Annotated in this window: 20 protein-coding genes and 1 pseudogene; 12 read left to right on the top strand and 9 right to left on the bottom strand. The window is 36.7% G+C overall.

Going from position 1 to position 22,739, the window contains the following annotated elements:
• Positions 1–3: 3 nt before the first annotated feature.
• Positions 4–555 carry a GNAT family N-acetyltransferase gene (locus CVO_RS08930; RefSeq protein ID WP_188093940.1) on the top strand — a complete coding sequence of 184 codons (552 nt, stop codon included), beginning with the start codon at positions 4–6 and terminating at the stop codon, positions 553–555.
• A 3-nt stretch (positions 556–558) separates the two neighbouring features.
• On the opposite strand, the gene CVO_RS08935 is transcribed toward CVO_RS08930, so the two are convergent.
• From CVO_RS08935 to CVO_RS08970, 8 genes are all read right to left on the bottom strand, one after another.
• Positions 559–1,311, bottom strand: coding sequence for a TIGR04219 family outer membrane beta-barrel protein (locus CVO_RS08935; RefSeq protein WP_159571738.1), 753 nt, complete (start codon positions 1,309–1,311; stop codon positions 559–561).
• Between the two features lie 100 nt (positions 1,312–1,411).
• Positions 1,412–1,915, bottom strand: coding sequence for a thiol peroxidase (gene tpx, locus CVO_RS08940; protein ID WP_159571741.1), 504 nt, complete (start codon positions 1,913–1,915; stop codon positions 1,412–1,414).
• 102 nt (positions 1,916–2,017) lie between these two features.
• Positions 2,018–2,995, bottom strand: coding sequence for a tRNA (adenosine(37)-N6)-threonylcarbamoyltransferase complex transferase subunit TsaD (gene tsaD, locus CVO_RS08945; RefSeq protein ID WP_159571744.1), 978 nt, complete (start codon positions 2,993–2,995; stop codon positions 2,018–2,020).
• Complete coding sequence (gene dxr / locus CVO_RS08950; RefSeq protein WP_159571747.1) at positions 2,992–4,059, bottom strand: 1-deoxy-D-xylulose-5-phosphate reductoisomerase; 1,068 nt, start codon at positions 4,057–4,059, stop codon at positions 2,992–2,994. The genes tsaD and dxr overlap by 4 nt, the downstream gene beginning before the upstream one ends.
• The gene (locus tag CVO_RS08955) at positions 4,056–4,811 is read right to left on the bottom strand and encodes a phosphatidate cytidylyltransferase (RefSeq protein WP_152298555.1); all 756 of its coding nucleotides are present in this window, start codon (positions 4,809–4,811) and stop codon (positions 4,056–4,058) included. Before CVO_RS08955 ends, dxr begins: the two co-directional genes overlap by 4 nt.
• Before the next feature lie 79 nt (positions 4,812–4,890).
• Positions 4,891–6,219 (bottom strand): NFACT family protein, encoded by a 1,329-nt coding sequence (locus CVO_RS08960; RefSeq protein ID WP_159571750.1) that lies wholly within the window; start codon positions 6,217–6,219, stop codon positions 4,891–4,893.
• Between the two features lie 27 nt (positions 6,220–6,246).
• Positions 6,247–8,220 carry a putative bifunctional diguanylate cyclase/phosphodiesterase gene (locus tag CVO_RS08965; RefSeq protein WP_159571753.1) on the bottom strand — a complete coding sequence of 658 codons (1,974 nt, stop codon included), beginning with the start codon at positions 8,218–8,220 and terminating at the stop codon, positions 6,247–6,249.
• A 101-nt stretch (positions 8,221–8,321) separates the two neighbouring features.
• Entirely contained in the window at positions 8,322–10,316 is a 1,995-nt protein-coding gene (locus CVO_RS08970) for a sensor domain-containing protein (RefSeq protein WP_159571756.1), read from the bottom strand.
• 125 nt (positions 10,317–10,441) lie between these two features.
• Between CVO_RS08970 and CVO_RS08975 the strand changes: the two genes are divergently transcribed.
• From CVO_RS08975 to CVO_RS09920, 10 genes and pseudogenes are all read left to right on the top strand, one after another.
• The gene (locus CVO_RS08975; protein WP_152298551.1) at positions 10,442–10,795 is read left to right on the top strand and encodes a hypothetical protein; all 354 of its coding nucleotides are present in this window, start codon (positions 10,442–10,444) and stop codon (positions 10,793–10,795) included.
• A 16-nt stretch (positions 10,796–10,811) separates the two neighbouring features.
• Positions 10,812–12,704: a TonB-dependent receptor gene (locus CVO_RS08980; protein WP_159571759.1), complete on the top strand. Its 1,893-nt coding sequence runs from the start codon at positions 10,812–10,814 to the stop codon at positions 12,702–12,704.
• Positions 12,705–12,714: 10 nt separating this feature from the next.
• Entirely contained in the window at positions 12,715–13,527 is an 813-nt protein-coding gene (locus CVO_RS08985) for an ABC transporter substrate-binding protein (protein ID WP_159571762.1), read from the top strand.
• A complete protein-coding gene (locus CVO_RS08990) occupies positions 13,524–14,249 on the top strand; it encodes an ABC transporter ATP-binding protein (protein ID WP_152298548.1) in 726 nt (241 codons plus the stop codon). The genes CVO_RS08985 and CVO_RS08990 overlap by 4 nt, the downstream gene beginning before the upstream one ends.
• Positions 14,242–15,201, top strand: coding sequence for a FecCD family ABC transporter permease (locus tag CVO_RS08995; protein WP_152298547.1), 960 nt, complete (start codon positions 14,242–14,244; stop codon positions 15,199–15,201). Before CVO_RS08990 ends, CVO_RS08995 begins: the two co-directional genes overlap by 8 nt.
• Positions 15,201–16,823 (top strand): YcaO-like family protein, encoded by a 1,623-nt coding sequence (locus CVO_RS09000; RefSeq protein ID WP_159571765.1) that lies wholly within the window; start codon positions 15,201–15,203, stop codon positions 16,821–16,823. Before CVO_RS08995 ends, CVO_RS09000 begins: the two co-directional genes overlap by 1 nt.
• Complete coding sequence (locus CVO_RS09005) at positions 16,820–17,248, top strand: hypothetical protein (RefSeq protein ID WP_159571768.1); 429 nt, start codon at positions 16,820–16,822, stop codon at positions 17,246–17,248. The genes CVO_RS09000 and CVO_RS09005 overlap by 4 nt, the downstream gene beginning before the upstream one ends.
• Positions 17,227–18,639, top strand: a complete 1,413-nt coding sequence (locus CVO_RS09010; protein WP_241690967.1) for a PhoH family protein — start codon at positions 17,227–17,229, stop codon at positions 18,637–18,639. The genes CVO_RS09005 and CVO_RS09010 overlap by 22 nt, the downstream gene beginning before the upstream one ends.
• Positions 18,639–20,318 (top strand): HD domain-containing protein, encoded by a 1,680-nt coding sequence (locus CVO_RS09015; protein ID WP_241690968.1) that lies wholly within the window; start codon positions 18,639–18,641, stop codon positions 20,316–20,318. The genes CVO_RS09010 and CVO_RS09015 overlap by 1 nt, the downstream gene beginning before the upstream one ends.
• A gap of 314 nt (positions 20,319–20,632) precedes the next feature.
• Positions 20,633–21,283, top strand: a pseudogene (locus CVO_RS09920) (porin family protein).
• 119 nt (positions 21,284–21,402) lie between these two features.
• Here CVO_RS09920 and CVO_RS09030 read toward each other — a convergent pair.
• Entirely contained in the window at positions 21,403–21,927 is a 525-nt protein-coding gene (locus CVO_RS09030; protein WP_152298543.1) for a hypothetical protein, read from the bottom strand.
• 141 nt (positions 21,928–22,068) lie between these two features.
• On the opposite strand from CVO_RS09030, the gene CVO_RS09035 reads away from it, so the two are divergent.
• Positions 22,069–22,617, top strand: coding sequence for an HPP family protein (locus CVO_RS09035; protein WP_152298542.1), 549 nt, complete (start codon positions 22,069–22,071; stop codon positions 22,615–22,617).
• Positions 22,618–22,739 lie beyond the last annotated feature (122 nt).

The raw sequence follows: 22,739 nt of genomic DNA on the forward strand, positions 1-22,739 counted from the left end.
ACAATGAAACCAACACTATACTTTCTAAGATCTTCGGAGCAAAAAATCGCAACCGATATGCTCCACTACGCCTACCGTCTTGATGAAGTCGGCAAAACGCTCAAAGATGTCATGGAACTGGAAACTTACAGCAAATTTTACGGATTATCCTCCAAAGATTTAGGGCTTTACGCTTTGAGTGAACACAAAATTGCAGGCGCTGCATGGCTACGGTTGCTAAGGGAAGATGACAATGCAAACGGTTTTATAGATGAAAAAACGCCTGTTCTTACAATCGGGATAAAACCGGAATTTAGAGCTATAGGCATAGGTTCCGCAATGCTTGAACAGCTCTTTTTAGAAGCAGGTGCACTTTTTGAGTACATGAGCGTTAGTGTTTTAAAGAGTGGAAAAGCACTCAGTTTTTTTAAAAAGCACGGGTTTGTAGAGGTTGAAAACTCTTTTGGCAAGAGTCCAGTTGACGGAAGTGAAGTTGTAATTATGGTAAAAGAGCTGCCAAAAGAGAGAGTCGTAAGACCAAGTGACGGCTACGACTCCCGTAAATGGATGGATTGAAATTTAGAAACGAAGCATTACACCTGCATAAAAACCTGAATAATCAATATCAAGTTTTGCATCTGCATCACTCTCGTCAATATCTATCTTTTGTGCTCTATAACCAACCTCTAAAGCGGGTTGAATAACAGGAAAAACATCTAAAGTATAATCAACTTTTGCTCTTATATCATAGACAGTAGAATCACCTGTAGTGATGTACTTTACATCTGCTTCAAGACCGATATCTGTAGATGGAATCTCAAATCTTCCTCTTGCATATAAAAGAGGAACAGGCAAAATAAAATCATCGCTATAGCCGGTAAATAAACCAACTGGAGCAACTGAATAGGAGACATCCATAATTTTAATATCAAGACCCAAATCAAGTGTAATCCAAGCAGTATTGTCTAAAATATTGTAGTATGGAATAATATCGTACTGTTTCATATCATATGATAATGAGGTTAAATCTGAACCGATGCTAAAATCTTTAAATGCTCCGCTTGCAGTACCACTGTCCTCTAGCGTTACATATTCAAGTCTAAGATTTGGCAAAACAGGAACAGGATGTTTTATATTAACCCAAAAATATGGCTCTGTGCTATCCCCCTCTTTTGAAGTATAAATACCATCTGCCCCGTTCTCGGTATATGTTACTTTCCCTTCAGGAGTTTGCATCCAAGCTCCCGCACCCACTTCAACCCTTGCAAAATCAGCCATAACGCCGGAAGCCAAAACAGCCCCACATGCAAAAGTATATAAAACTTTTTTCATATAGTAAATCCTTATTTGTAAAATAGGATTATTGTATCAAAATTTTACTTGATTGATATAGGGCAAAAGCCCTATATTTAAGGAAAAAGGAGAAATATTATTATTTTACAGCAGCGATTGCAGCGTCGTAGTTTGGCTCTTCCGTAATTTCTGGAACGATCTCTTTGTAAGTTACAATACCGTTTTCATCAATTACAAAGATTGCTCTACAAGTAACACCTGCAAGAACAGAACCGCCAAGAAGTACACCATAAGCGTTAGCAAAATCTTTGTTTCTAAAGTCAGATGCAACAGTTAGTTTGTCAATTCCCTCTGCAGCACAAAATCTTCCTGATGCAAATGGCAAGTCCATTGAGACAACAGTAGTTTTAACACCCTCTAATGAAGCTGCTTTTGCATTGAAGTTACGAGTCTCAGTAGCACATACACCCGTGTCTAGTGAAGGAACAACGATTACTAACTGCTTCACGCCTTGCGCGCCACCAACTACTACATCGCCTAAACCATCTGAGTTTACAACTTTTACTTCTGGTGCTTTATCACCAACATTTACCTGATTTCCTAATAACTCTACTTCTGTACCTTTAAATTTTGTAGTTGCCATCCTGGCTCCTTATTTTAATATTTATATGAAGTAGTATATTTGAAATAGAATAATTTTGCTCTTAATTAGAAAAAAAGAGCATTATGCTAAGTAATTATTAAGTTAAATGACACTTTTGGGACAAACTTTTAACTCATCAAGCGAACTAAACATCTCTTTTTTATACATCTCAAGTGCAACTCTTCCTATCATTGCCGCGTTATCAGAACAGTATTTGAGTTCACTTAAGAGCAGTTTTGCCCCATAGAGCGCTAAAAGCTTCTCTATTTGCTCGCGCAGGTAGAGATTTGCACTTGCTCCGCCTACGATAGCAAAGTTTTTTGGAGGAGTCTCTTTAAAATACTTTCTCAGCTTTTGAATAATATGTGCAGTGGCAATATGTTCAAAAGAAGCGGCTATATCTTTATAGTCACTCTCCTCTGCTTTTTCAACGGCAAGTCTGACAGAATTTTTTAATCCTGAATATGAAAAGGCGATAAGTGGAGATTGGTGAAGCGGAACGGTGAAATTGTATTTTTTTCTATCTCCATCTTTCGCCAACTCTTGTATTAACGGACCTCCAGGATAACCAAGATGCATCATTTTAGCTACTTTATCAAAACTCTCACCGAAACTATCATCCATGCTTTTTGCAACTGTTTTGATATTATCCAAAGATTTCACCTCCATAACCTGCGTATGCCCGCCTGAGACCAAAAGAACCGTCAAGGGAAAAATCGCCTCTTTTTCAATAAACAGAGAGTAGATATGCCCCACAAGGTGATTTACTCCGATTATCGGAATATTAAGCGCTATGGAGATGGCTTTTGCCATAACCACACCTTCAATAAGGGTAACCGTGAGTCCGGGCGAAGAGGTGACGGCAACCGCTTTTAAAGTTTTAAAATAGGGCTTGCAATCTTCTAAAATTTTAGGAAGAGCCTCTGCATGAAGTCTGGCTGCAAGCTCTGGGACAACCCCGCCGTAAACCGAGTGTTCTATCTCTTGGGATATCTTTTTATGAAAAATGAGTTTTTTTGTAGCTATCTCTGTTATCGCTATCGCACTGTCATCACACGAGCTCTCTATGCTTAAAATCATTCTGCCCTCACAAAATTTCTAACTTCTTTATCTATAGCAAACACATCATCTAAATTTTTTGGCTGTGCATCAAATTTCTCATACGCTTTTATGATATTTTTTGCTATATCCATAAAACCTATCTCTTTAGCTATAAACTTCTCTATAGCAACTTCATTTGCGGCATTTACAACTACCCCTCGAGAAGGATTTTGCAAAAGTTCCTCTTTTATCTCCCATACAGGATATCTCTCTACTGTTATTTCACGAAACTCCAAAGAGCCTACTTTTAACAGATCCACATGTGAGAGTATCTTTTCTTGCATCTTAGAGTCAAGTGCGAAAGCGATAGGGAGCTGCATATTTGCATCAGCAAAATGTGCAGTTGTTGAACCGTCTTTAAAGTCGATAAGTGCATGAATAAGAGATTTTGTTTCGATAATCGCATCATATTTACCCTCTCCAAAGAGCCATCGTGCCTCTAAAAGTTCAAACATTTTATTTACCATAGTTGCACTGTCTATAGTAATTTTCTGTCCCATCGACCAATTTGGGTGTTTTTGAGTATCTGCCAAAGTAGCCCTTTGAAGCTTCTTTATATCCCAGTCTCGAAATGCCCCGCCGCTTGCCGTAATAATCATTTTCTCAACCGGCCTGTTTTGCAACAGATACCAAAGCCCAAAATGTTCGCTGTCTATAGGCTGGATTTTGGCTGTATCTATAAATGCTCCGCATGCTACTAGAGACTCTTTGTTTGCAAGAGCCACTCTTTTGTTGCATTTAAGAGCTGTAAGTGTTGGTCGAAGTCCCAAAAAGCCAACAAGCGCGTTTACAACCAAATCACTCTTTGAATCTTCTATAATCTTTAAAATAGCCTCTTCTCCGCACAAAACATTTGGGTGTTTTACTTTAAAAAGATCATCTTTGTTTGCGATAACAACCGTTTTTGGGTTGTGCTCTTGTATCTGTTTGTTTAATAACTCTATATTATTGCCGGCAACCAAAACCTCAATATCGATTGAAAATTTTTTGGCAACTTCTAGAGTATTGACTCCGATAGAACCTGTTGAACCAAGAACTATCAAACAAGTCCTCTTAAAAGCACAAGCATTACGATAGCGCCAAAAAGATAACCGTCTATGCGGTCAAGCATTCCGCCGTGACCCGGTAAAATAGTTCCGCTGTCTTTAACACCGGCAGCTCTTTTTAGCGAGCTCTCAAACAGATCTCCAAAAATCGAACTCACTGCAACCATAAAAGAGATAATAAACGCAATACCCAAACTTACTACAGACAAGCCCACAAACATACCGCCGATTGTTGCAACCACTATGCCGCCGACAACACCCTCCATCGTTTTATTTGGAGAGGTCTTGCTAAAAGGAGTCTTTCCTATACTTTTGCCAACTGCATACGCTCCAACATCAGTCATAGCAACGACTACTAAAAGCCATAAAAGGGAGATTACGCCATACTCTTGATACATTGTCAAAATAAAAAGCATTCCTGCAGTCGGATAGATAAAAGGAAAAAAGTTTTTCCAAGTTATATCTCTGTTAAATGCAACAGCACTCGCGTACGCCACACCTGCCAAAACAAAAAGGTCATCACTGTAAGGATATATTCCGGCTAACAGCCAAATCCCCGCAGCAAAATATATCAAACTGCTGTTTTTTATATCAAACAATTTCATTGCTTCATTAAATGCCAAAAGATAAACAGCTCCCAGAAAAAGCCACATAAGCAGGAAGTTGTCTATAAAACCTATAATAAGCACTCCGGCAACAAGCGCCACTCCGGTTGTGATTCTCTCTTTAGAACTTGTAAATATACTCATTAAAATTCCTAATAAAATAGTAAAATTATTATAACCAATCACACTTTAATATCTGGTATATATATAAAAATTACTATATCTACTCCCTAGTATCAACCTCTATGGTCTTATATTTGTTGTAAAGCACATTAGCACCGTTTTGTATAGTTACTTCTCTTCGTGGAGTATAGTCAACCAAGTATCTGTCTTTTTGAAACATTGTAAAGTCTACGCACAATCTAGCCGCTCTCTCTATAACACTTAAAGGAACATTTTGTTTATCAGTTGTAATAATTACATGAGCGGATGGTCTCTCTTTCATATGAAGCCAGATATCTCTTGCGCGTGCTTTTTGAAGCAGTTCTATATTGCCTTTTTCATTTTTCCCAAGACTCACTTTATAACCCTCTATCCAAAAAGTCTCAATGGAATCATTGGTTTTTACCTTTTTAGCTTGTATGTTTTTTGGAAAAAGAAGTGCTATTTTTGCAACATCTTTTGCTTCTTGGACCGTATGGATAAAAAGTTTTATATGCTCTATTTTTGAAAGAAGAGAACTCTTTTCTATATGCAGATGAGAGGCTCTCTGTTTTGCTTTTTTACTTCTGCTAAAGAGTGAATTTGCCATCATAGAAACGGAAGAGAACTCTTTATGAAGCTCTATCTCAACTCTATTTCCATCATAATCTTCTAACTCTATAACTCTTTGATACGGCTTTACTTTATGCATATTTGCCAAAAGCAGATTTCCAAAATAGTTATATTTTGCCGCCTCAGTTTCAAGCTCTTTTTCATCATCTAACAAACTATATAGCTTCTGTAATTTTTTTAGTTTTTTATTTAAGAGTGCTATTTTTTGTTTCTTTAAAGAGGAGAGTTTATCCTCCATCTCTTTTTCGTACTCATTATATAAAAACTGCTCTACATCATCAATAGGATACTCTTTTGCAACAAAGGGGGCAGCAGGAACATCTAAAAGTTTTTGACCGACTCTTACTTCACGAAACGATGAAAAGATATCTACATGACGAAGCGCTTCAAGAACAATATTCTCTTCATCTAAGATAATTACATTTGTATATTTTCCGGTAAATTCAAACTGCAGATAGGTAATCTCCTCTTTATAAGCAGAAGCAACGGAGGTTTTAAAGCGTATAATCTTGTCGTTATTTAAAAGTTCTATATTTAAAATATTTGCACGATTAAACCGCTTTGCCAAAAGAACATCAAAAGGAGCATTGTAAACTTTTGAACGATCGTAAGAAGCGCACTTAAATATCCTGGAATTTGAGCGCTGCATCTCAAAATAGAGCTCGTCATCTCTGTCAAAAGCCACTTTGATAATAGTATCGCTTACTCTGTAAATTGCGGAAATTTTCAAAAATTTCCGCAAATAAGCAACGATTTGTTTAAGATGTGATAATTTCATAAAGAAATTTTATCATAGATAAAACAACTACGCTTGCAATAATATCTCAACCTTATTCAAAGGCAGCGGTTTTGAGTAGTAGTAGCCTTGAATGGAATCTATTTTGTTCTCTAACAAAAAGCTATGCTCCTCTTCTGTCTCCACACCCTCTGCAAGTATATCTATGCCAAGCTCTTTTGCCAAAAAGATAATAGTTTTTACGATTATCTGATTTTTTGGCTGCTCTCTTATATTCATAATAAAAGATCTATCAATTTTAAGCTTATCAATCGGAAGATTTTTCAGATAAGATAGGGAGGAATAACCGGTACCAAAATCATCCATTGAGATATAAAACCCAAGCGCTTTTATTTTTTGAAGCAGATTGATAACAAGATCCGGATTTTCCAAAACAGAACTCTCAGTAATCTCAAGTTCTATCCAGGATGCTTCACATCCGCTCTCTTGAAGCATACTTTTTAGAGTGTTTATAAAGTCAAGATGTGTAAGTTGGCGTGCAGATATATTGATAGACACTCTTCCTTTTGCTATTTTTTCGTCATGCCATTTTTTAGCAGTTTTAAAGCCTTTTCTCAATGCAAAATTTCCTATCTCAACTATCAAACCGCTTTTTTCTGCTACCGGCATAAAAAGATCCGGAGGTATCATCTTCCCTTTATGATTCCACCGTAAAAGAACTTCCATGCCGACTATAGTGCCTGTTTGTGCGTTGTTTTGAGGCTGGAAGTAGAGTTCAAACTCCCCCTTTTCAATTGCCTGTTTTAAGTTTGAGACTGTTTCCGCATAATAGACAGCATCTTTTTTAAATTGCAGATCATAAAAACTGTAACTGTTTTGAGTTGTTTTTTTAGCATTGTACATTGCGGCATCTGCCGCCTGATACATCTCTAGCATGGTTTTTGCATCATCTGGATAGATACAAATACCCGAACTTGCCGTAATATAAACATCTATTAAATCAATTATAAAAGGATTATTAAACTCATTGTACAGTTTTTGCATCAAAATTTCTATCTCTTTTTTATCATTTAAATCCACAACGATTCCAAACTCATCACCGCCCATACGAGCGATAAAGGCGGTGGAATCAAAGACCTTTTTAAGAACTTTTGATATTTCAATGAGAAGCTTGTCTCCAAAACGGTGACCGTATGAATCATTTACTATTTTAAACTCATCAAGATCAAGCAGTATAAGAGAAAATGAAATATGTTGAGAACACTTATTGATTAAAAATTCACTGATATGGAGTCTATTGGGCAAGGAAGTCACTTTGTCTTGATGTGAGAGCTTATAAAATTTATCTTTTGTTTCTATTAAAAAACGCTCGTGCTCTTTATGCTCAGTTATATCTCTGGATATTGCGAATGTTCCAAAAATTCTCTTTTGTTTATCTATAAGAGCGCCCTTGGTTGTTGAAAATACTTTCTCTATTCCGCCGGTTAATATATGCCTTTCATCTTTTTTGATTATTTTGCCGTTTTGAACAATCTCTTTATCTTCAGCTTTTATTTTTTCAGCGTCCTCAGATGTAAAGATCACTTCATCGCCCTTGCCCAAAATATTTTGTGCATCTAAATTTACCATTTTTGCCGCTGCATCGTTAAAAAGTATATATCTTCCATCTCTATCTTTTGCATAAATTGCATCAGGAGAGTTGTTGATTATCATATTTAAGAGCGTATCATATTTTGAGAGTTCTTCATGAGAATCTTTTAAACTCTCTCTTAACTTTTGCTTTTTCATAAGATATTCTAAATTTTTATTATATTGCAATCGCATAGTGTAAAAAAATTTATAAGTTACAAAAAACAAAATGACTGTAGTTACAAAAACAAAAAAAATACCTTTATATGTTTGCAGCATCGTGATTTCATCTAAATGTTCTATCATTAATATAATAGAATAATCTGATAAAACTATCCAGATTGTAGCAAATATAAAATAAACTATAGAGAGATAAAATGCACTTTTATAAGGATTTAGATTTTTGTTTTGCACTTTCTATCCTTTCTTTATTTTATTTTTTTAAAAAATTTTATGTTAAAAATTATTTTAAAAATAGTTTTCTATAATAGTCATGCCGATTCTTTGAGCTATAACTACATTTTAAGCAGCTTCTCAAACTCATCTAAAGACAACGGTTTTGAGTAGTAGTAGCCTTGAATGGAATCTATTTTGTTCTCTAACAAAAAGCTATGCTCCTCTTCTGTCTCCACACCCTCTGCAAGTACATGTATGCCAAGCTCATTTCCTAAAAAAATAGTTGTTTTTACAATAATTTGATTTTTTGGTTCAGTTTGAATACTCATAATAAAAGATCTGTCAATTTTAAGCTTATCAATCGGAAGATTTTTCAGGTAAGAGAGGGAGGAGTAACCGGTCCCAAAATCATCTACTGAGATATGAAATCCCAATGCTTTTATCTTTTGAAGCAAATCTATAACTAGATCTGGATTTTCCAAAACAGAACTCTCCGTAATCTCAAGTTCTATCCAAGATGCCTCGCATCCACTCTCTTGAAGCATACTTTTAAGAGTGTTTATAAAATCAAGATGGGTAAGTTGGTGCGCGGATACATTGATAGCCACTCTTCCTTTTGCTATCTTTTTGTCATGCCATCTTTTAACAGTTTTAAAACCTTTTCTTAGTACAAAATCTCCTATCTCCACGATCAAACCACTTTTTTCAGCTGCCTGAATAAAAAAATCAGGAGGTACAACTTCCCCTTTATAATTCCACCTTATAAGAGCTTCGGCACCGACAATGCTGCCTGTTTGTGCATCATTTTGAGGTTGAAAGTAGAGTTCAAGCTCTCCTTTTTCAACCGCCTGCTTTAAGTTTGTAACTGTTTCTGTATAGGAGATAGCATCTTTTTTAAACTGCAAATCATAAAAGCTGTAGTTGTTTTGGGTTCTCTTTTTAGCATTATGCATTGCAGCATCTGCAGCTTGATACATCTCCTGCATCGTTTTAACATCATCAGGATAGAGGCAGATACCGGAACTTACTGTAATATAAACATCTATAGAATCTACTTGAAGCGGATTGCTAAATTTGTAATGCAGCTCTTGCATTAATCTCTTTATCTCCTCTTTATTGCCCGAGTTTACTACAATTCCAAACTCATCGCCAACCATTCTGGCAATAAATGCAGTTGATATAAAGACCTCTTTAAGAACTTTTGATATCTCAACAAGAATCTTATCTCCATAAAAATGGCCGTAAGAATCGTTTATGATTTTAAAATTATCAAGATCAATAAGAATTAAAGCAAACGGCAAATTTTGTGAGCACTTCTGTGTTAAAACTTCGCTCATATACAATCTGTTTGGCAAAAAGGTTACATCATCGAGATGTGAAAGTCTATAAAATTTCTCTTTTGTTTCTATCAAGAAACGCTCATGCTCTTTATGTTCGGTCATATCTCTGGCTATTGCAAATATTCCAAAAACTCTCTTTCGCTCATCTACAAGAGCGCCCTTGGTTGTTGAAAAAACCTTCTCTTTTCCACCTACTACAGTATATTTTTCCTCTTTTTTGATTATTTTTTTATTCTCTATAATTTTTTTCTCTTCATCAGCTGTTTCGACAGCATATTCAGGTGTAAATAGTGTCTCATCTCTTTTGCCTACAATATTTTGCGCATCTACATTTAACATCAATCCCGCAGCATCATTAAATAGTATATATTTTCCATCTCGATCCTTTGCATAGATGGCATCAGGTGAAGTGTTTATAATAGTGTGTAAAAGTTTTTCATATTTTGAGAGTTCTATCTGCGAAGACTCTATAAGTTCTTTTGCCTGAACAAAATTTTTCTGTTTTTTATAATTTTTTTCAATATCTTCTATTTTTTGAAAATATAAATTATGAATATTATGAAAAAATTTGCGACTTAAAAAAAACAAAATCAAAGCAGTGGTGAAAATAAAAAACCACTCTTTATACGCTTTCATTAATGAAGCTTCTGCCGGATTAGCTGCTAAAGAGGAGATTGCTGAATCAGATAACATTATCCATATGACTCCTACTGCCAAAAATATTGCAGAGATAAAAAATGCACTTCTATTATTTTTAGAATATTTTATATGCACTCTTTATCCTTTTGTCAAAATATTTACCCTATTATATTATATAATTATTTTAAAATCATTTTAATGATAAAATTTTTTCAGATACATCCTGTTATAATAACGAAAAATCAATATGTGGGATATTTGTGAAACTTCCAAGGGGCTTTGGCAAAAACTATTTTACACTAAGAGCAATTACTGCAACCGTAAATCAAATAAGCCTTAATGCCAACGCATCTCGTGTGCAAAATTTTCACATATCAAACTTTCAAGGTGACGAGATTGAAGCCGAACTTGAAGAAGAGGAGCTTGCCGCCATACTCCTTTCTTTTGAACTCTCTTCAAAACCTTGCCATTGCAACTGTTACTATTTAAAAAAAACAAGAAAAACACTCCTGCTACACCCAAATCAAAACTACTTTTTTGACTACTTTAAAACTCTAAACAACGCTATCTCTCCGCCCATTTTCTATTTTGATTCACAAAAAAAATATAAATAAACAATGGAAAACAATAATGAAAAAAAAGATATTTTTGTCACTGCTTACTTCAAGTATATTAGTCGCTCAAACGATTGAGCTAGAGCCTCTCAATATTACTTCAACGGCAATAAAAACAGACGAGTTAAAATCAACCGACGCAGTAGAGATATATACAGCTGAAGATATACAAAACGCACATGTACAAAATGTTTATGAGTTTTTAAATCAGCAAACTTCTGTTATTGCTATGCCCTCTTACGGAAACTCATTTTCTCAAAAATTAGACTTTAGAGGATATGGCATCAACGATGGATATCAAAACATTGTTATTACACTTAATGGTAGAAAAATCAATAATATAGATATGGTTCCATCCTTACTCTCTTCTATCTCTCCCTCTTCCATCGAGCGCCTAGAGATTATAAAGTCCAGCGGTATCGTAAACAGCGGAGATGGAGCAAATGCGGGAGCCATCAATATAATCACCAAAAAAAACAGGGACAAAGAGATAACTCTTTACGGCGGCAGCGTAATCGATGGCTCTTTTTATCTAGGACACAGCAATGAAAAATTATCTATCTCAGCAAACGCAGAAATACAAAATAGTGACGGTATCCGAACCATAAACAGCAACGGAGACAAAGATGAAAGCAGTTTAAAAAGTGCTGATTTTCATGCTGTATACGCTCCTATTGAAGATTTGGAACTTAGAGCCGGTATCTCCTACGCCAGAATGGATCTCATCTATGCAAGCTACTTAACGCTTGATGAGTATAACGATGACCCGAAACAAGCAGGAGCTGCAAATTGGGGTGCAACTGAGCAAGAGTTTGATACAGATACTATAAATGGAGGATTTAGTTACTACCTGAGCGATAATCTCTCTCTAAATATTGATGCAAGCCGTGAAGAAAAAGAGTCAAACTATATAACTTACGCATCTGTTGCCGATTATGTATACAACTCTGGCAAAGCCGCTTTCAATTACGAAAATAAAAATATAGCAGTTGTTGCAGGGATTGATAGTTTTGAAGGTAAACGAAGAGCTTATGAAAATGAGACAAGCAAAGATAATCTTGCAGGTTTTGTTATAAGTAATTTTATGTTTAAAAGCCACTCTATAAAAGCAGGAATGCGAGTCGAAGAAGTATCATATAAATACAGAGATACGACTTTATCACTTAAAGATGACCATTCGCTATACGGTGCAGAGCTTGGATATAACTATACTTTTAACAAAGAAAATTCTCTTTTTATAAACTATGCACACTCTTATCAGGCTCCTGACATTGACAGATTTTTCAATAAAGAGTGGTCTGGAAATGTTAGTTTCAACGGTTTCATAGACCCAATGCAAACAGATAGTTTTACTCTTGGCTACAACAATATTCACTCAAACAACAAGTTTAAAATTTCTCTTTTTTATATCGATTTAAAAGATGAGATTTATCTAAGCCCTTTAACTTGGACAAACACCAATATTGACAAATCATATAAGTATGGTTTGGATATTTATAACAAGTGGTTGGTAACGGATGAGTTTAATATTGCGCTCAACTATAACTATGTCAGAGCAATTATTGACGAAGAAGGGGACTATTCGGGTAACGATCTGCCGGGTGTTTCAGACCATAACATAAAAGCGACACTCAGCTACCTTCCAAACAAAAACATTACTTTGGCACTCACGCAGGTATATCGCTCAGAAGCATATGCGGCAGACGACTTCAATAACGACTTTGCCCAAAAGCAGGAGGCGTACAAAAGTACTGATGTATCTCTAACCTATACAAAAGATAGTTTGGAACTTTTCGCTAAAATAAACAATCTGTTTAACCAAAAGAACGGTTTATGGATACGAGATGACGCCATCTACCCTATAAACTTTACTACAACTGCGACAGCAGGGTTTAAACTAAAACTCTAAGGATAATGCTTTGAGCATAAAAACTATTTTTTTACTACTGCTTTTTACGCTCACACTCACTGCTAATGAAAGAGTTATCTCTCTTAGCCCCTCTATTACGGAGATAGTTTATGCTTTGCAAAAAGGGGATGATTTGGTTGCAACAAGTGCGTTTTCACTCTATCCAAAAGAGGCTCAAAATCTGCCTGTTATAGGCGGCAATTCAGCTCCAAACTTGGAGAAGATTATAGCGCTATCCCCCACTTTGGTTATCGGGCAGGATTTTAGTCATGCGATTTTAGAGAAACTAAAAAGATTTAAGATAGAAACTTTAATGCTCAAACTCCAAACCATTAACGATATAAAAAATTCCATCAAAACAGTTGCCAAGCAGCTGCATGTAAGCTCCAAAGAGATTATAAAAGATATTGACAATGCTATAAAAAATGCTCCTAAGAGCAAAAAACCGCATAGAGTCATGATAGTTTACGGTCTGCATGAAGATTTACGAAGCGGTATCTATATAGCGGGCAACGACATCTTTTTTGACGACATCATCACACTCTGCGGCAACACTAACGCATATGATGCTAACCAAACTAACCAACCCGTTTTAAGTTATGAAAATGTTATAGCTCTAAACCCCGACCGGATTATCATACTCCACTCAGACGCTTCAAACAGTTCGGTTGACAAAGAAAAAGCCTTGAGTGCATGGCACTCACTTCCTACTAACGCGAGTAAAAACAGACTCATAACGGTAGTGGATGAGAGTTATATTCACATACCTTCGCATAGAGTAGCCCTAACTATAGAGCGCCTCTGCCGTGAGATGAACAGATGATTGAGCTAAAATCCCTCTCATGCAGTTACGGCAGCAATATAATCTTGCAAGATATCAACATGGAGATAGAGTCTCATCTTAGCATACTCGGTGCGAACGGTTCGGGAAAAAGCACTCTTGTTCGTGCCATCTGCGCTCTTGTCTCTTACGGGGGAGAAATCTACATAGATGGCGTAGACGCAAAAGAACTCTCACTCTTGGAGATGGCAAAAACTATCTCTTACATCCCCGCAAAACTTGAGATTTACGACTCGTTTATAACCGTGAAGGATTTTGTGCTGCTTGGAAGATTTGCCTATAAAAAAAACTTTTTCGAGTATTCACATGAGGATAGAGTCATAGCTGCGCAAAAGATAAAACTCTTAGGGCTTGAACATCTAAAAGAGCACACTCTTGCCTCTTTAAGCTCAGGAGAACAGCAGCTTTCCCTCATTGCTGCGGCACTAGCGCAGGAGAGCAAAATCATCATCTTTGACGAACCGACTGCAAACCTTGACCCGCACAACTCAAAAGTAATCGCACACTATATAAAAAAGCTAAAAGAGACGCATCAAGTGATACTCATCACTCATGATCTGCATCTGGCATGCTATATTGACAACCCCATCGCTTTTATAAAAGAGAAAAAAGCGCATCTCTACGGAAGGGATTTTTTCGACGACGAGGTATTAAAAGAGCTTTGGGGAGTTGAGTTTTTCTCGCTGGCGGTGAAGTATGGGTAAATATTTGGTTTGGTTTTTGCTTCTGTGTGTTTTTATACTCTCTCCGTTTGTCGGCGCGGTAGAACTTGAAATGGCTGAGATTTTTGACTTCTCCACTCTTGCTTCAAGCATCTTTTTTGAGCTTAGAGTGCCGCGGGTTTTGTTTGCTTTTTTTGCGGGAGTCATCCTTGCTCTTAGCGGGCTGCTGTTTCAAACACTCTTTCGCAATGCGCTTATGACGCCCTACACGCTGGGCATCTCAAGCGGCGCTGTTTTGGGTGCGGGAGTTGCCATAAAACTTGGTCTGGGAAGCCTCTTTTTTGGTCTTGGCGCCATTCATCTATTTGGCTTTTTCGGCGCGCTCTTTAGCGTTTTTTTACTTCTTTATCTCTCAAAATTTCTAAAAAATGCACACCATGAGTCGCTCCTGCTGCTTGGAATCGCTCTCTCGCTCTTTTACACCTCTGCTCTTATGATTGTTTTTTATCTGGGGAGTGCAATCCAAAACGATATGCTTATCCGCTTTACGATGGGTTCACTCTCCGTCATCGGATGGCAAAATCCAATTATGGTGGGTTTTATAGCCGCTGTTTTACTTAGCGCTGTTTACATCTACCGCTTTGAGCTTCAACTTTTGGGCATCTCGGACGAGAGTGCGAAACTAAAAGGTTTGGATACCAAAAAAACAACGAGAGTACTTCTTGTCGTCTCCTCTTTTGCTATCGGCACGCTTGTAAGCATAAGCGGGCCTATCGGCTTTGTAGGACTTATAACACCGCATATTGTCGCAAAACTCCACCCCTGCACTGTAAATAGACGCATAATGAAAACCGCTCTTTTGGGGGGACTTTTTTTGGTTTTTTGTGACACAATAACAAGGGCTTTATCCACGCAGAGCGAACTGCCCATCGGGATAATAACAGCGCTTATCGGCGGACCGTTTTTTATATATCTTATAATGAGGAAAAAATAGTGAATCTTTTATCAAAAACCGCTCCGCTGGAGGAGTCCATCGCAAAGATGCAAAAAGTTTTGGAGGATGTCGGCTGCAAGGTTCTTTTTTCACAAGAGAAACATCCACTGCAAAACTGTTACTCCGTAAATCTAAGCTCAACAGAGGCACCAGAGCACATCTACTCAAACGGCAAAGGAGTCTCAAGCGAAGCATCCATGGCAAGCGCTTTGGGCGAATATATCGAGCGGCTTCAGACAAACAACTTTTTTAGCGATTTTTATCTTCCCTCCCGCAAACTCTATCCCGATGAAGCGGCTTTTGAGTTTGGCGGAGATTTTTTAGATGATGAGCTTCTAAACATTTACGACCCAAATGGCGAACTCGGCGATGAGGATTTGGTGGACTACAACAGCGATTACTTAGACAAAATAGTAACTCTGCCTTTTAAAAAATTTTCCGATAACAAAAGCATCTATTTTCCCATAAATATTCTAAGCAACCTCTATGTAAGCAACGGTTTGGCGGCTGGCAATACGCCAAAAGAGGCTCAAGTTCAAGCGTTAAGCGAGATATATGAACGATATGCAAAACTTCAGATTATCAAAAACGGTTATGCGCTGCCGCTGTTCCCCACCGATGTTCTCGCCTCATTTGAAAAAGTTTACAGCGATGTTATGACTCTAAGAGAAAAAGGCTATATCGTAGAAGTTCTTGATGCCTCACTCGGCGGAGTGTTTCCCGTGACTGCCATCTCGCTTATAAACCCCAAAAATGCAACGCTTTTTGTCTCTTTCGGTGCGCATCCGATTTTGGAAGTCTCCTTGGAGAGAACCATGACGGAGCTTATGCAGGGGCGTGACTTGGAGAGTCTTGAGAGTTTTGAGACTCCTACTTTTGACATGAGTATAGTAGCGGACAGCTTCAACTTAGAGTCTCATTTTGTGGATTCAAATGGGAAACTCGGGTTTGGATTTTTAAGCGCAAAAAAGAGTTTTGAGTTTGCGCCATGGAGATACAGCGGAAGCGGCACTCAGGATGAGTTTGAATTTTTAACAAACATCGCCAAAGAGATGGACAGAGAGATTTACATGAGAGAGTATGACTACCTCGGATTTTATTCATGTCAGGTTCTTATTCCGAGTATCTCTGAGGTTTATCCTATGGAGGATTTGGTCTATAACAACAAAAACAGCGGCAAGCTAATCCGTGATATGGTTTTAAACTTTAGTGAATATGACCCTGAAGATATTTTAGATGAAATAGAGTCGCTTGACAACTCTCTAAGCATGGAGAAGTACATCGGCGTTATCTTTGAAAACAACTTTACGATGGCAGAGTTTAAAGCGCAAAACCATCTCCTTCTGGGCGAACTGGAAGAGGCGCTTGAACTTTTAGAGTTTGGAGAAAATAGACTCGGACATGTGGTTGCAGAACTTATCCGCATGCGTGAAGCGAGGCTTGATTTTGAAGAGTACAAAGAGGGGCTTTATGCCGTATTTACAGAAGCTAGAGTTGAAAAAGCGGTGCGGATTTTGGACGGAGAAGATTTTTTTATAGATGTGGAGTTTCATAACGATTACCATAATATGTTAGCATTATATGATAGACTTGAAACAAAGAAAAAAGGAGTGATTGCATGAGTTACGAAGAGTGGTTTGAACAACACGCCGCAAAACATAAAAAGATAGTCGAGAAGCTCGTAGTGCACGGTTTAAGCGAAAATGAGATTATAGACTATTTTGATTTTGAAAATATGGTAAAAGAGGAGAATGACTTCTGCCCGCTTTACATAGAATCCCGCAAATGCCACGACATAGAAAAACTCAACTGCTACCTCTGCGGTTGTCCGCACTTTAGATTTAACGACGAAGGGCTTGGTGAGTACAATGGATTAAAGATACTAAGCCGTTGCGACATCAACAACGGTTCCACCATCGGCAGAAGTGGAGCCATCCATCAAGACTGTTCAAAATGCACCGTTCCGCACCATAGAGCCTATGTAAAAAAGAAGTTTAGCCTTGATTGGAAAGAAATCATGAAAGATTGCAGCGTAACCCATATGTAATAAATATCTTCTACTATTTTGACATGAAAAAAGATAAAGTTTATGTCATAGACACCAACATTATTTTGCAAAATCTGCAAAATATAGATACCCTGAGCGATAATGGTTCTAACATAGTTGTGATACCTGAGACGGTACTGCTTGAACTTGAAGATAAAAAGAAACTCACAAACGAACTTGGTTACTACTCAAGAGAGTTTGCAAGATTTTTAGCCTCCACCAAAATAAAAGAGATAGATTATAAGAAAAACTACAAAGTTGTCAAACTCTATAAAGGCGATGTAATTATTCACATTATCTCAAAAGAGAGCTACGATACCCAGATAGAGCAACACCACATCTCCGAGAGCAATGACAAAAGGATTATAGAAGTTGCCGAGGTTGCAAGAGATTACTATAAAGGGCAGAAGGTCATCTTTATCTCTATCGATATCTATGCTCGAACATTCGCACTCTTTAAAAACATTAAAACCCAAACACTAAATGATGACAAGAGCGAGGTTCCTGACTTCTCTTTTGTAAAAAGCACGCCGCTTGAGTCCATCTACTTTAACAATTTAAATCTTCAAAGTATTAAAGAGATAGATGGTCAATACAAGCCGGAGAATTTTTGTTATACATTTGAGTCAAGTGATGGAAACAGCGCATATGGAATCATTGCGAACGAGCGCGTGATGGTTATGGATGAGAGCGATTTCAACCCTCTTGCTGTCAAACCTGCAAACCTGAAACAGAAATTTTTTGTCAAAGCCATAATTGAAAATGTTTACAACCTGCTTGTAATCGACGCCAAAGCCGGAAGCGGTAAAACACTTATGTCTTTTGTGGCAGCGATGAGACTTGTGGATAAAGGGCTTTACGACAAAATAGTCTATGTGCGAAACTCTATAGAATCTATCGACAGAGGAGCAGAAGTAGGCTTTTTGTCGGGAAATGATGAAAAATTTCGCATCTACAATATGGCACTGAGCGATACCATGGAGTTTATAGCAAAAAAGCGACTCAAAAATGGAATAAACGCCGAAAATCCCGAATCTATCCGCTCTAAAACAGAGGAGCTTATAGCAAGATATGACATACAAACACTTTGGCCGGGAGAGGCAAGAGGACGCACGCTAAGTGAAGCTATCGTTATTATGGATGAGTGGCAAAACAGCAGTGAAAAGACGACACAGCTTATCCTCTCACGACTTGATGAGAGCTGCATGGCAATCGTTATCGGCTCCAACAGACAGATAGACAATCTCTATCTTAACAAATACAACAACGGTCTGACAACGCTTTTAAAACAGACGAGAGCAACACACCCTGAGCTTGGCATGTTTGCTATAGAGCTTGAAAAAGCGGTGCGCGGAAAATTTGCAGAGTTTAGCGAGAGAATTTTCGTCTAATGACAAATAAGTTTATAAACGATACCATTTACAGCCATATTGAATACACAAAATTTGAGGGAGAAATACTTCAAACAAAAGTTTTAAGCCGCTTGCAGTTTATCACGCAAAATGCACTGGCTTACTTTGCTTTTCCATCTATCAATACTAAAAGATATATACATAGTTTAGGAACAATGCACTTAGCTTCGCACATGTACAAAGGCGCGCTTTTAAATGCAAAAAGCGAGATGAGGTCTCTTTTTTTAAAAAATCTCTACAAAGCCATAAAAAAAATAGAATCCAGGCTTGAAATTGATAGTAAAATCCAAAAATGTAATCTTTTTGAAGATGATGCGCTCTACCAATTTCTTATACCTCTTAAGAACCCCAAAGAGAAGTATGCCTATCTTTTATCACTTCAAGCACTAAGACTTGTAGGGCTTTTACATGATGTGGGACATTTGCCCTTTTCACATCAAAGCGAATATGCAATGCAAAATATCTATGAAAATCTTCTGCTTTGCTCTAATCTCAATAAAGAAGAGAAAAACTTTATACTATTTTACGAACATATCACCGAAAAAAACTCCAAAGTTCTTCATGAAGCGATGGGGATAGAGTTTACAAAAATGCTTTTTGAGTATGAAATTCTTCAAAGTTTTGAGCAAATTATTGATAAAAAATATATACAACTTATCTATAAATTAGTGGATTTTATCTTGCAAGATACAAAATTCGGTGGATTTGATTTTGCAATGTTACACTCTTTTATCGATTCAAGTGTTGATGCGGACAGACTTGACTATGTAAACCGTGATATGCTCGCCAGCGGCTACATCAGCGGAGCAGTTGATCTGCTTCGAATCACTAAACAGGCAGTTTTAACTTCAAATAAAGATATATATCATCTCTCTTTTTTTGACAGCGCTATTTTAGATATAGAACATATGTTAGAGATGCGTTTCAATCTCTACAAAAAAGTGATTTTCAACCATCAGATAGCAAAAAAAGATGCGATGCTTGAAAATCTTATTCTTTATCTATCTAAAGAGTACTTTACAAAACAAAAAGAGCAAAAACTAAACGATATTTCAATGCTCTGGAAATTTTTGGATGCCACAGACAATGCAAAAAGACTCGACACCATAAGTCTTATGGATGAAAATTGGCTTATTTCGCTCTTTAAAGAGGAGTATTTTCGGCTCAAATATTCAGAACAAAAAGAGACACAAAAAATGCTTATGATTTTTGAAGAGGTTCTTTTTGGCAAAAAATATTTTCACTCCATCTGGAAAAATCTAAACGACCTCTACGATGTACTCAACTTTAGTACAACACAAAAGTATCAATTTCGTGAAAGTTTTGGCTATATTTGCGAGTCTAAACTCACCATCTTAAAAAACTCTTTGCAAAACTTTGTCTTACACCATGAAGCAAAAAACAGTTCTCTTTTTTTATCCTATCAGATTGTTTCTTTTAATCTTGGAATCTCAAAAGATTTCACTCTCTTTAGCGGCAAAAACCTAGTTCCCATTGACGAAGTTTCCACCCTGAGAAAAAGACTCAAAAAGTCGATGCTCAACACCGTTCCATTTTTTATATACTGCAACAAAAGTGAACTGAGTACAGAGATAAAAGAGAGTTTAAAAGAGATTTTAATCTCTGTTTTTGAAAAAAATATGGAGTGGAAATCCTAAATAACTAGACAACTGACTAATTGCTTACAGCACTTATAGGGTCAAGTGATAACTATAACTTGAAAAGACATTATTTACAATTTATAGAAAACATAAGCAAACAAATAGAAAAAATTTTCTCAAAAATAGAACAAGTGCCAAATCTTCTTGTACAAAGATGATAATTGCAACAAAAATATATTGATTATATGCAGTTTTTAACTATATGTTAAATTATGAAACATAAAAATTAGATTGATTGTAGGTTTACAAAAATATTTTAAAAATAATTATATTTTTATGCTATTGTAATAACACATAAAAAAGGAGATATTATGAAAAAGTTTACATTTTCAGTAGCCGCATTAGTTTTAATAAGTGCATCTGTTGTAGCAAGTGAGAGTACTAACACAGGATTTTATGTTGGTGCAGCAGTCAGTTCAATTCAAAATGAGTTTGCAGCCAAATCACACTATTATTATTACGAAGAGGATAGTGATATGGCTAAAGGAGATACAGACCATGTAGGAGCTATGTTACAGCTTGGATATAAATTCAACCCTTATATTGCAGTTGAAACACGCTACTAGGCTACCGGTGGTAGAAGTTGGCAAGATTTAGAAAACTGGAGCAGTGATCCTGACGATTCGTTTGAAACAAAATTTGATGCAATGGGGCTTTACCTTAAACCAATGTATCCGGTAGCAAACGGATTTGATGTATATGGATTGCTTGGTTTTGCGCTGATGAATTATGATTTAACTTATATATCCAATGGTGAAGAGTATGCGCATCGTAACTTTTCAGATACTTCATTCTCTTATGGTGTAGGAGCTTCTTATGCTATCAATGATTCACTTACCCTCTTTGCAGACTATGTAAGGCTTTATGATGATAAAATAACAGTATTTAGTTCTTCATATAGTCATGATTATGCAGATATTACTACTGATACTTTTAACTTCGGTTTAGCTTACAAGTTTTAGAAAATTTTTCTGTCGCCTTATACGCGGCAGAAGTCAACCACTGCAAACTTCTCTTTATATTAAAACAATCTCCAATTGAAGTTTTCAAAGACTCTTTAAAGAGTCTTTGCATTGACAATTTATTGCTGCTGTTGCTGCATCATATTGCGTTTTGGAAGCATGTATCCTTTGATCATGTTCTTTTTGATAGTTTTTTCGATCATGTGCGCTGTAAACTCACGCGTGAAAATTTCTCTCTGCTCTTTATCTAGGATAGCATAAATACTTTCAAGCATATTTGCTCTAGCGCTAATCATAGCATCAGGTTTGCTTAGCATGGTTTCTCTGAATACTTTTTTATCAAAACTGTTTCCTTTAAAAGCTTCAAGAGGGCAAACAGGTCCTTTTTGTTTTATTTTAACCTTTGCCTGTTTGTAAACATTGATTGCATCAGTCACTTTTTGAGCTTGTACAGCATTAATACCTGTTTTACTGACGGCATTAACAACCTTTTTGACGAACTCTTTCTTTTGTTTATTGTGACTTCCCTCATCTTGTTTGTTACTCATGGAAGAGCCGCCCATATTGCCATGACTTGACGCTATTGCAGCTCCTGAAAGCAAAGTAGAAGCAAGAACACTTGCAATTAAAATTCGTTTATACATACTATCTCCTCTTATGTGATTTTCAACTTAATTATATCTTACCCATAATTAAATAAAAAGTCAAAAAAGTTGATTTATATCAGCCAAACCTATGTAAAAAAGGTTTATCATTCGCCATATTTTTCTATTGGAGATACATATTTGAGAAAATATCTTACAAGAATGCGTTCAAAAGAGAGACGCCCTACAAGAAAGCCCATCAGTAAAATACTTTGGTCAACTTTCGGTGCTTTTATAAGCATATATCTTCTCTCAAAATTCAGCCAATATTTTTCACCGCAAGATGGCTTTTTTTTACTTGGTTCTTTCGGAGCTTCTGCAGTACTTGTTTACGGTGCACCGGATGCCATTTTTTCTCAGCCTAGAAACCTTCTTGGCGGTCATATACTCTCCGCTTTTGTATCTGTTTTTTTAGTGAAGTTTTTTGGAAATATATTAGAATTTGAAACTCTTTGCGCCATTAGTGTATCTTTATCCATTTTATTAATGCATTTCACTCTCACCTTGCATCCTCCAGGTGGTGCGACAGCACTTATTTATGTTATAGGGAGTGATGATATAAGGTCTCTTGAATGGTTGTATCCTATCACTCCTATTGCCACTGGGGCTCTTATTATGCTTCTTGTTGCACTTTTAATAAACAATCTCTCAAACAACACCAAAAGACATTATCCGCTTTATTGGTATTAAAAGGGCAAGTGATTCAAGAGTAAAGGAGCTAGGTGATATAGATATCAAACAGGCAGATTTACCGCCTGTTATGTTACTTAAAAAATATAGCTAAAGCAGATTGTTGATAAACATAAAGTTTA

The sequence above is a fragment of the Sulfurimonas sp. CVO genome (assembly GCF_009883775.1).
Classification (GTDB): Bacteria; Campylobacterota; Campylobacteria; order Campylobacterales; family Sulfurimonadaceae; genus Sulfurimonas; species Sulfurimonas xiamenensis.

Bases quoted from the DNA above. Each gene is read 5' to 3' on its own strand.
- CVO_RS08990 (WP_152298548.1), top strand. From the start codon at position 13,524: ATGATTGAGCTAAAATCCCTCTCATGCAGTTACGGCAGCAATATAATC.
- CVO_RS09030 (WP_152298543.1), bottom strand. From the start codon at position 21,927: ATGTATAAACGAATTTTAATTGCAAGTGTTCTTGCTTCTACTTTGCTT.
- tpx (WP_159571741.1), bottom strand. From the start codon at position 1,915: ATGGCAACTACAAAATTTAAAGGTACAGAAGTAGAGTTATTAGGAAAT.
- tsaD (WP_159571744.1), bottom strand. From the start codon at position 2,995: ATGATTTTAAGCATAGAGAGCTCGTGTGATGACAGTGCGATAGCGATA.
- CVO_RS09015 (WP_241690968.1), top strand. From the start codon at position 18,639: ATGACAAATAAGTTTATAAACGATACCATTTACAGCCATATTGAATAC.
- CVO_RS08995 (WP_152298547.1), top strand. From the start codon at position 14,242: ATGGGTAAATATTTGGTTTGGTTTTTGCTTCTGTGTGTTTTTATACTC.
- CVO_RS08980 (WP_159571759.1), top strand. From the start codon at position 10,812: ATGAAAAAAAAGATATTTTTGTCACTGCTTACTTCAAGTATATTAGTC.
- CVO_RS08955 (WP_152298555.1), bottom strand. From the start codon at position 4,811: ATGAGTATATTTACAAGTTCTAAAGAGAGAATCACAACCGGAGTGGCG.
- CVO_RS09005 (WP_159571768.1), top strand. From the start codon at position 16,820: ATGAGTTACGAAGAGTGGTTTGAACAACACGCCGCAAAACATAAAAAG.
- CVO_RS08930 (WP_188093940.1), top strand. From the start codon at position 4: ATGAAACCAACACTATACTTTCTAAGATCTTCGGAGCAAAAAATCGCA.
- CVO_RS08960 (WP_159571750.1), bottom strand. From the start codon at position 6,219: ATGAAATTATCACATCTTAAACAAATCGTTGCTTATTTGCGGAAATTT.
- CVO_RS08935 (WP_159571738.1), bottom strand. From the start codon at position 1,311: ATGAAAAAAGTTTTATATACTTTTGCATGTGGGGCTGTTTTGGCTTCC.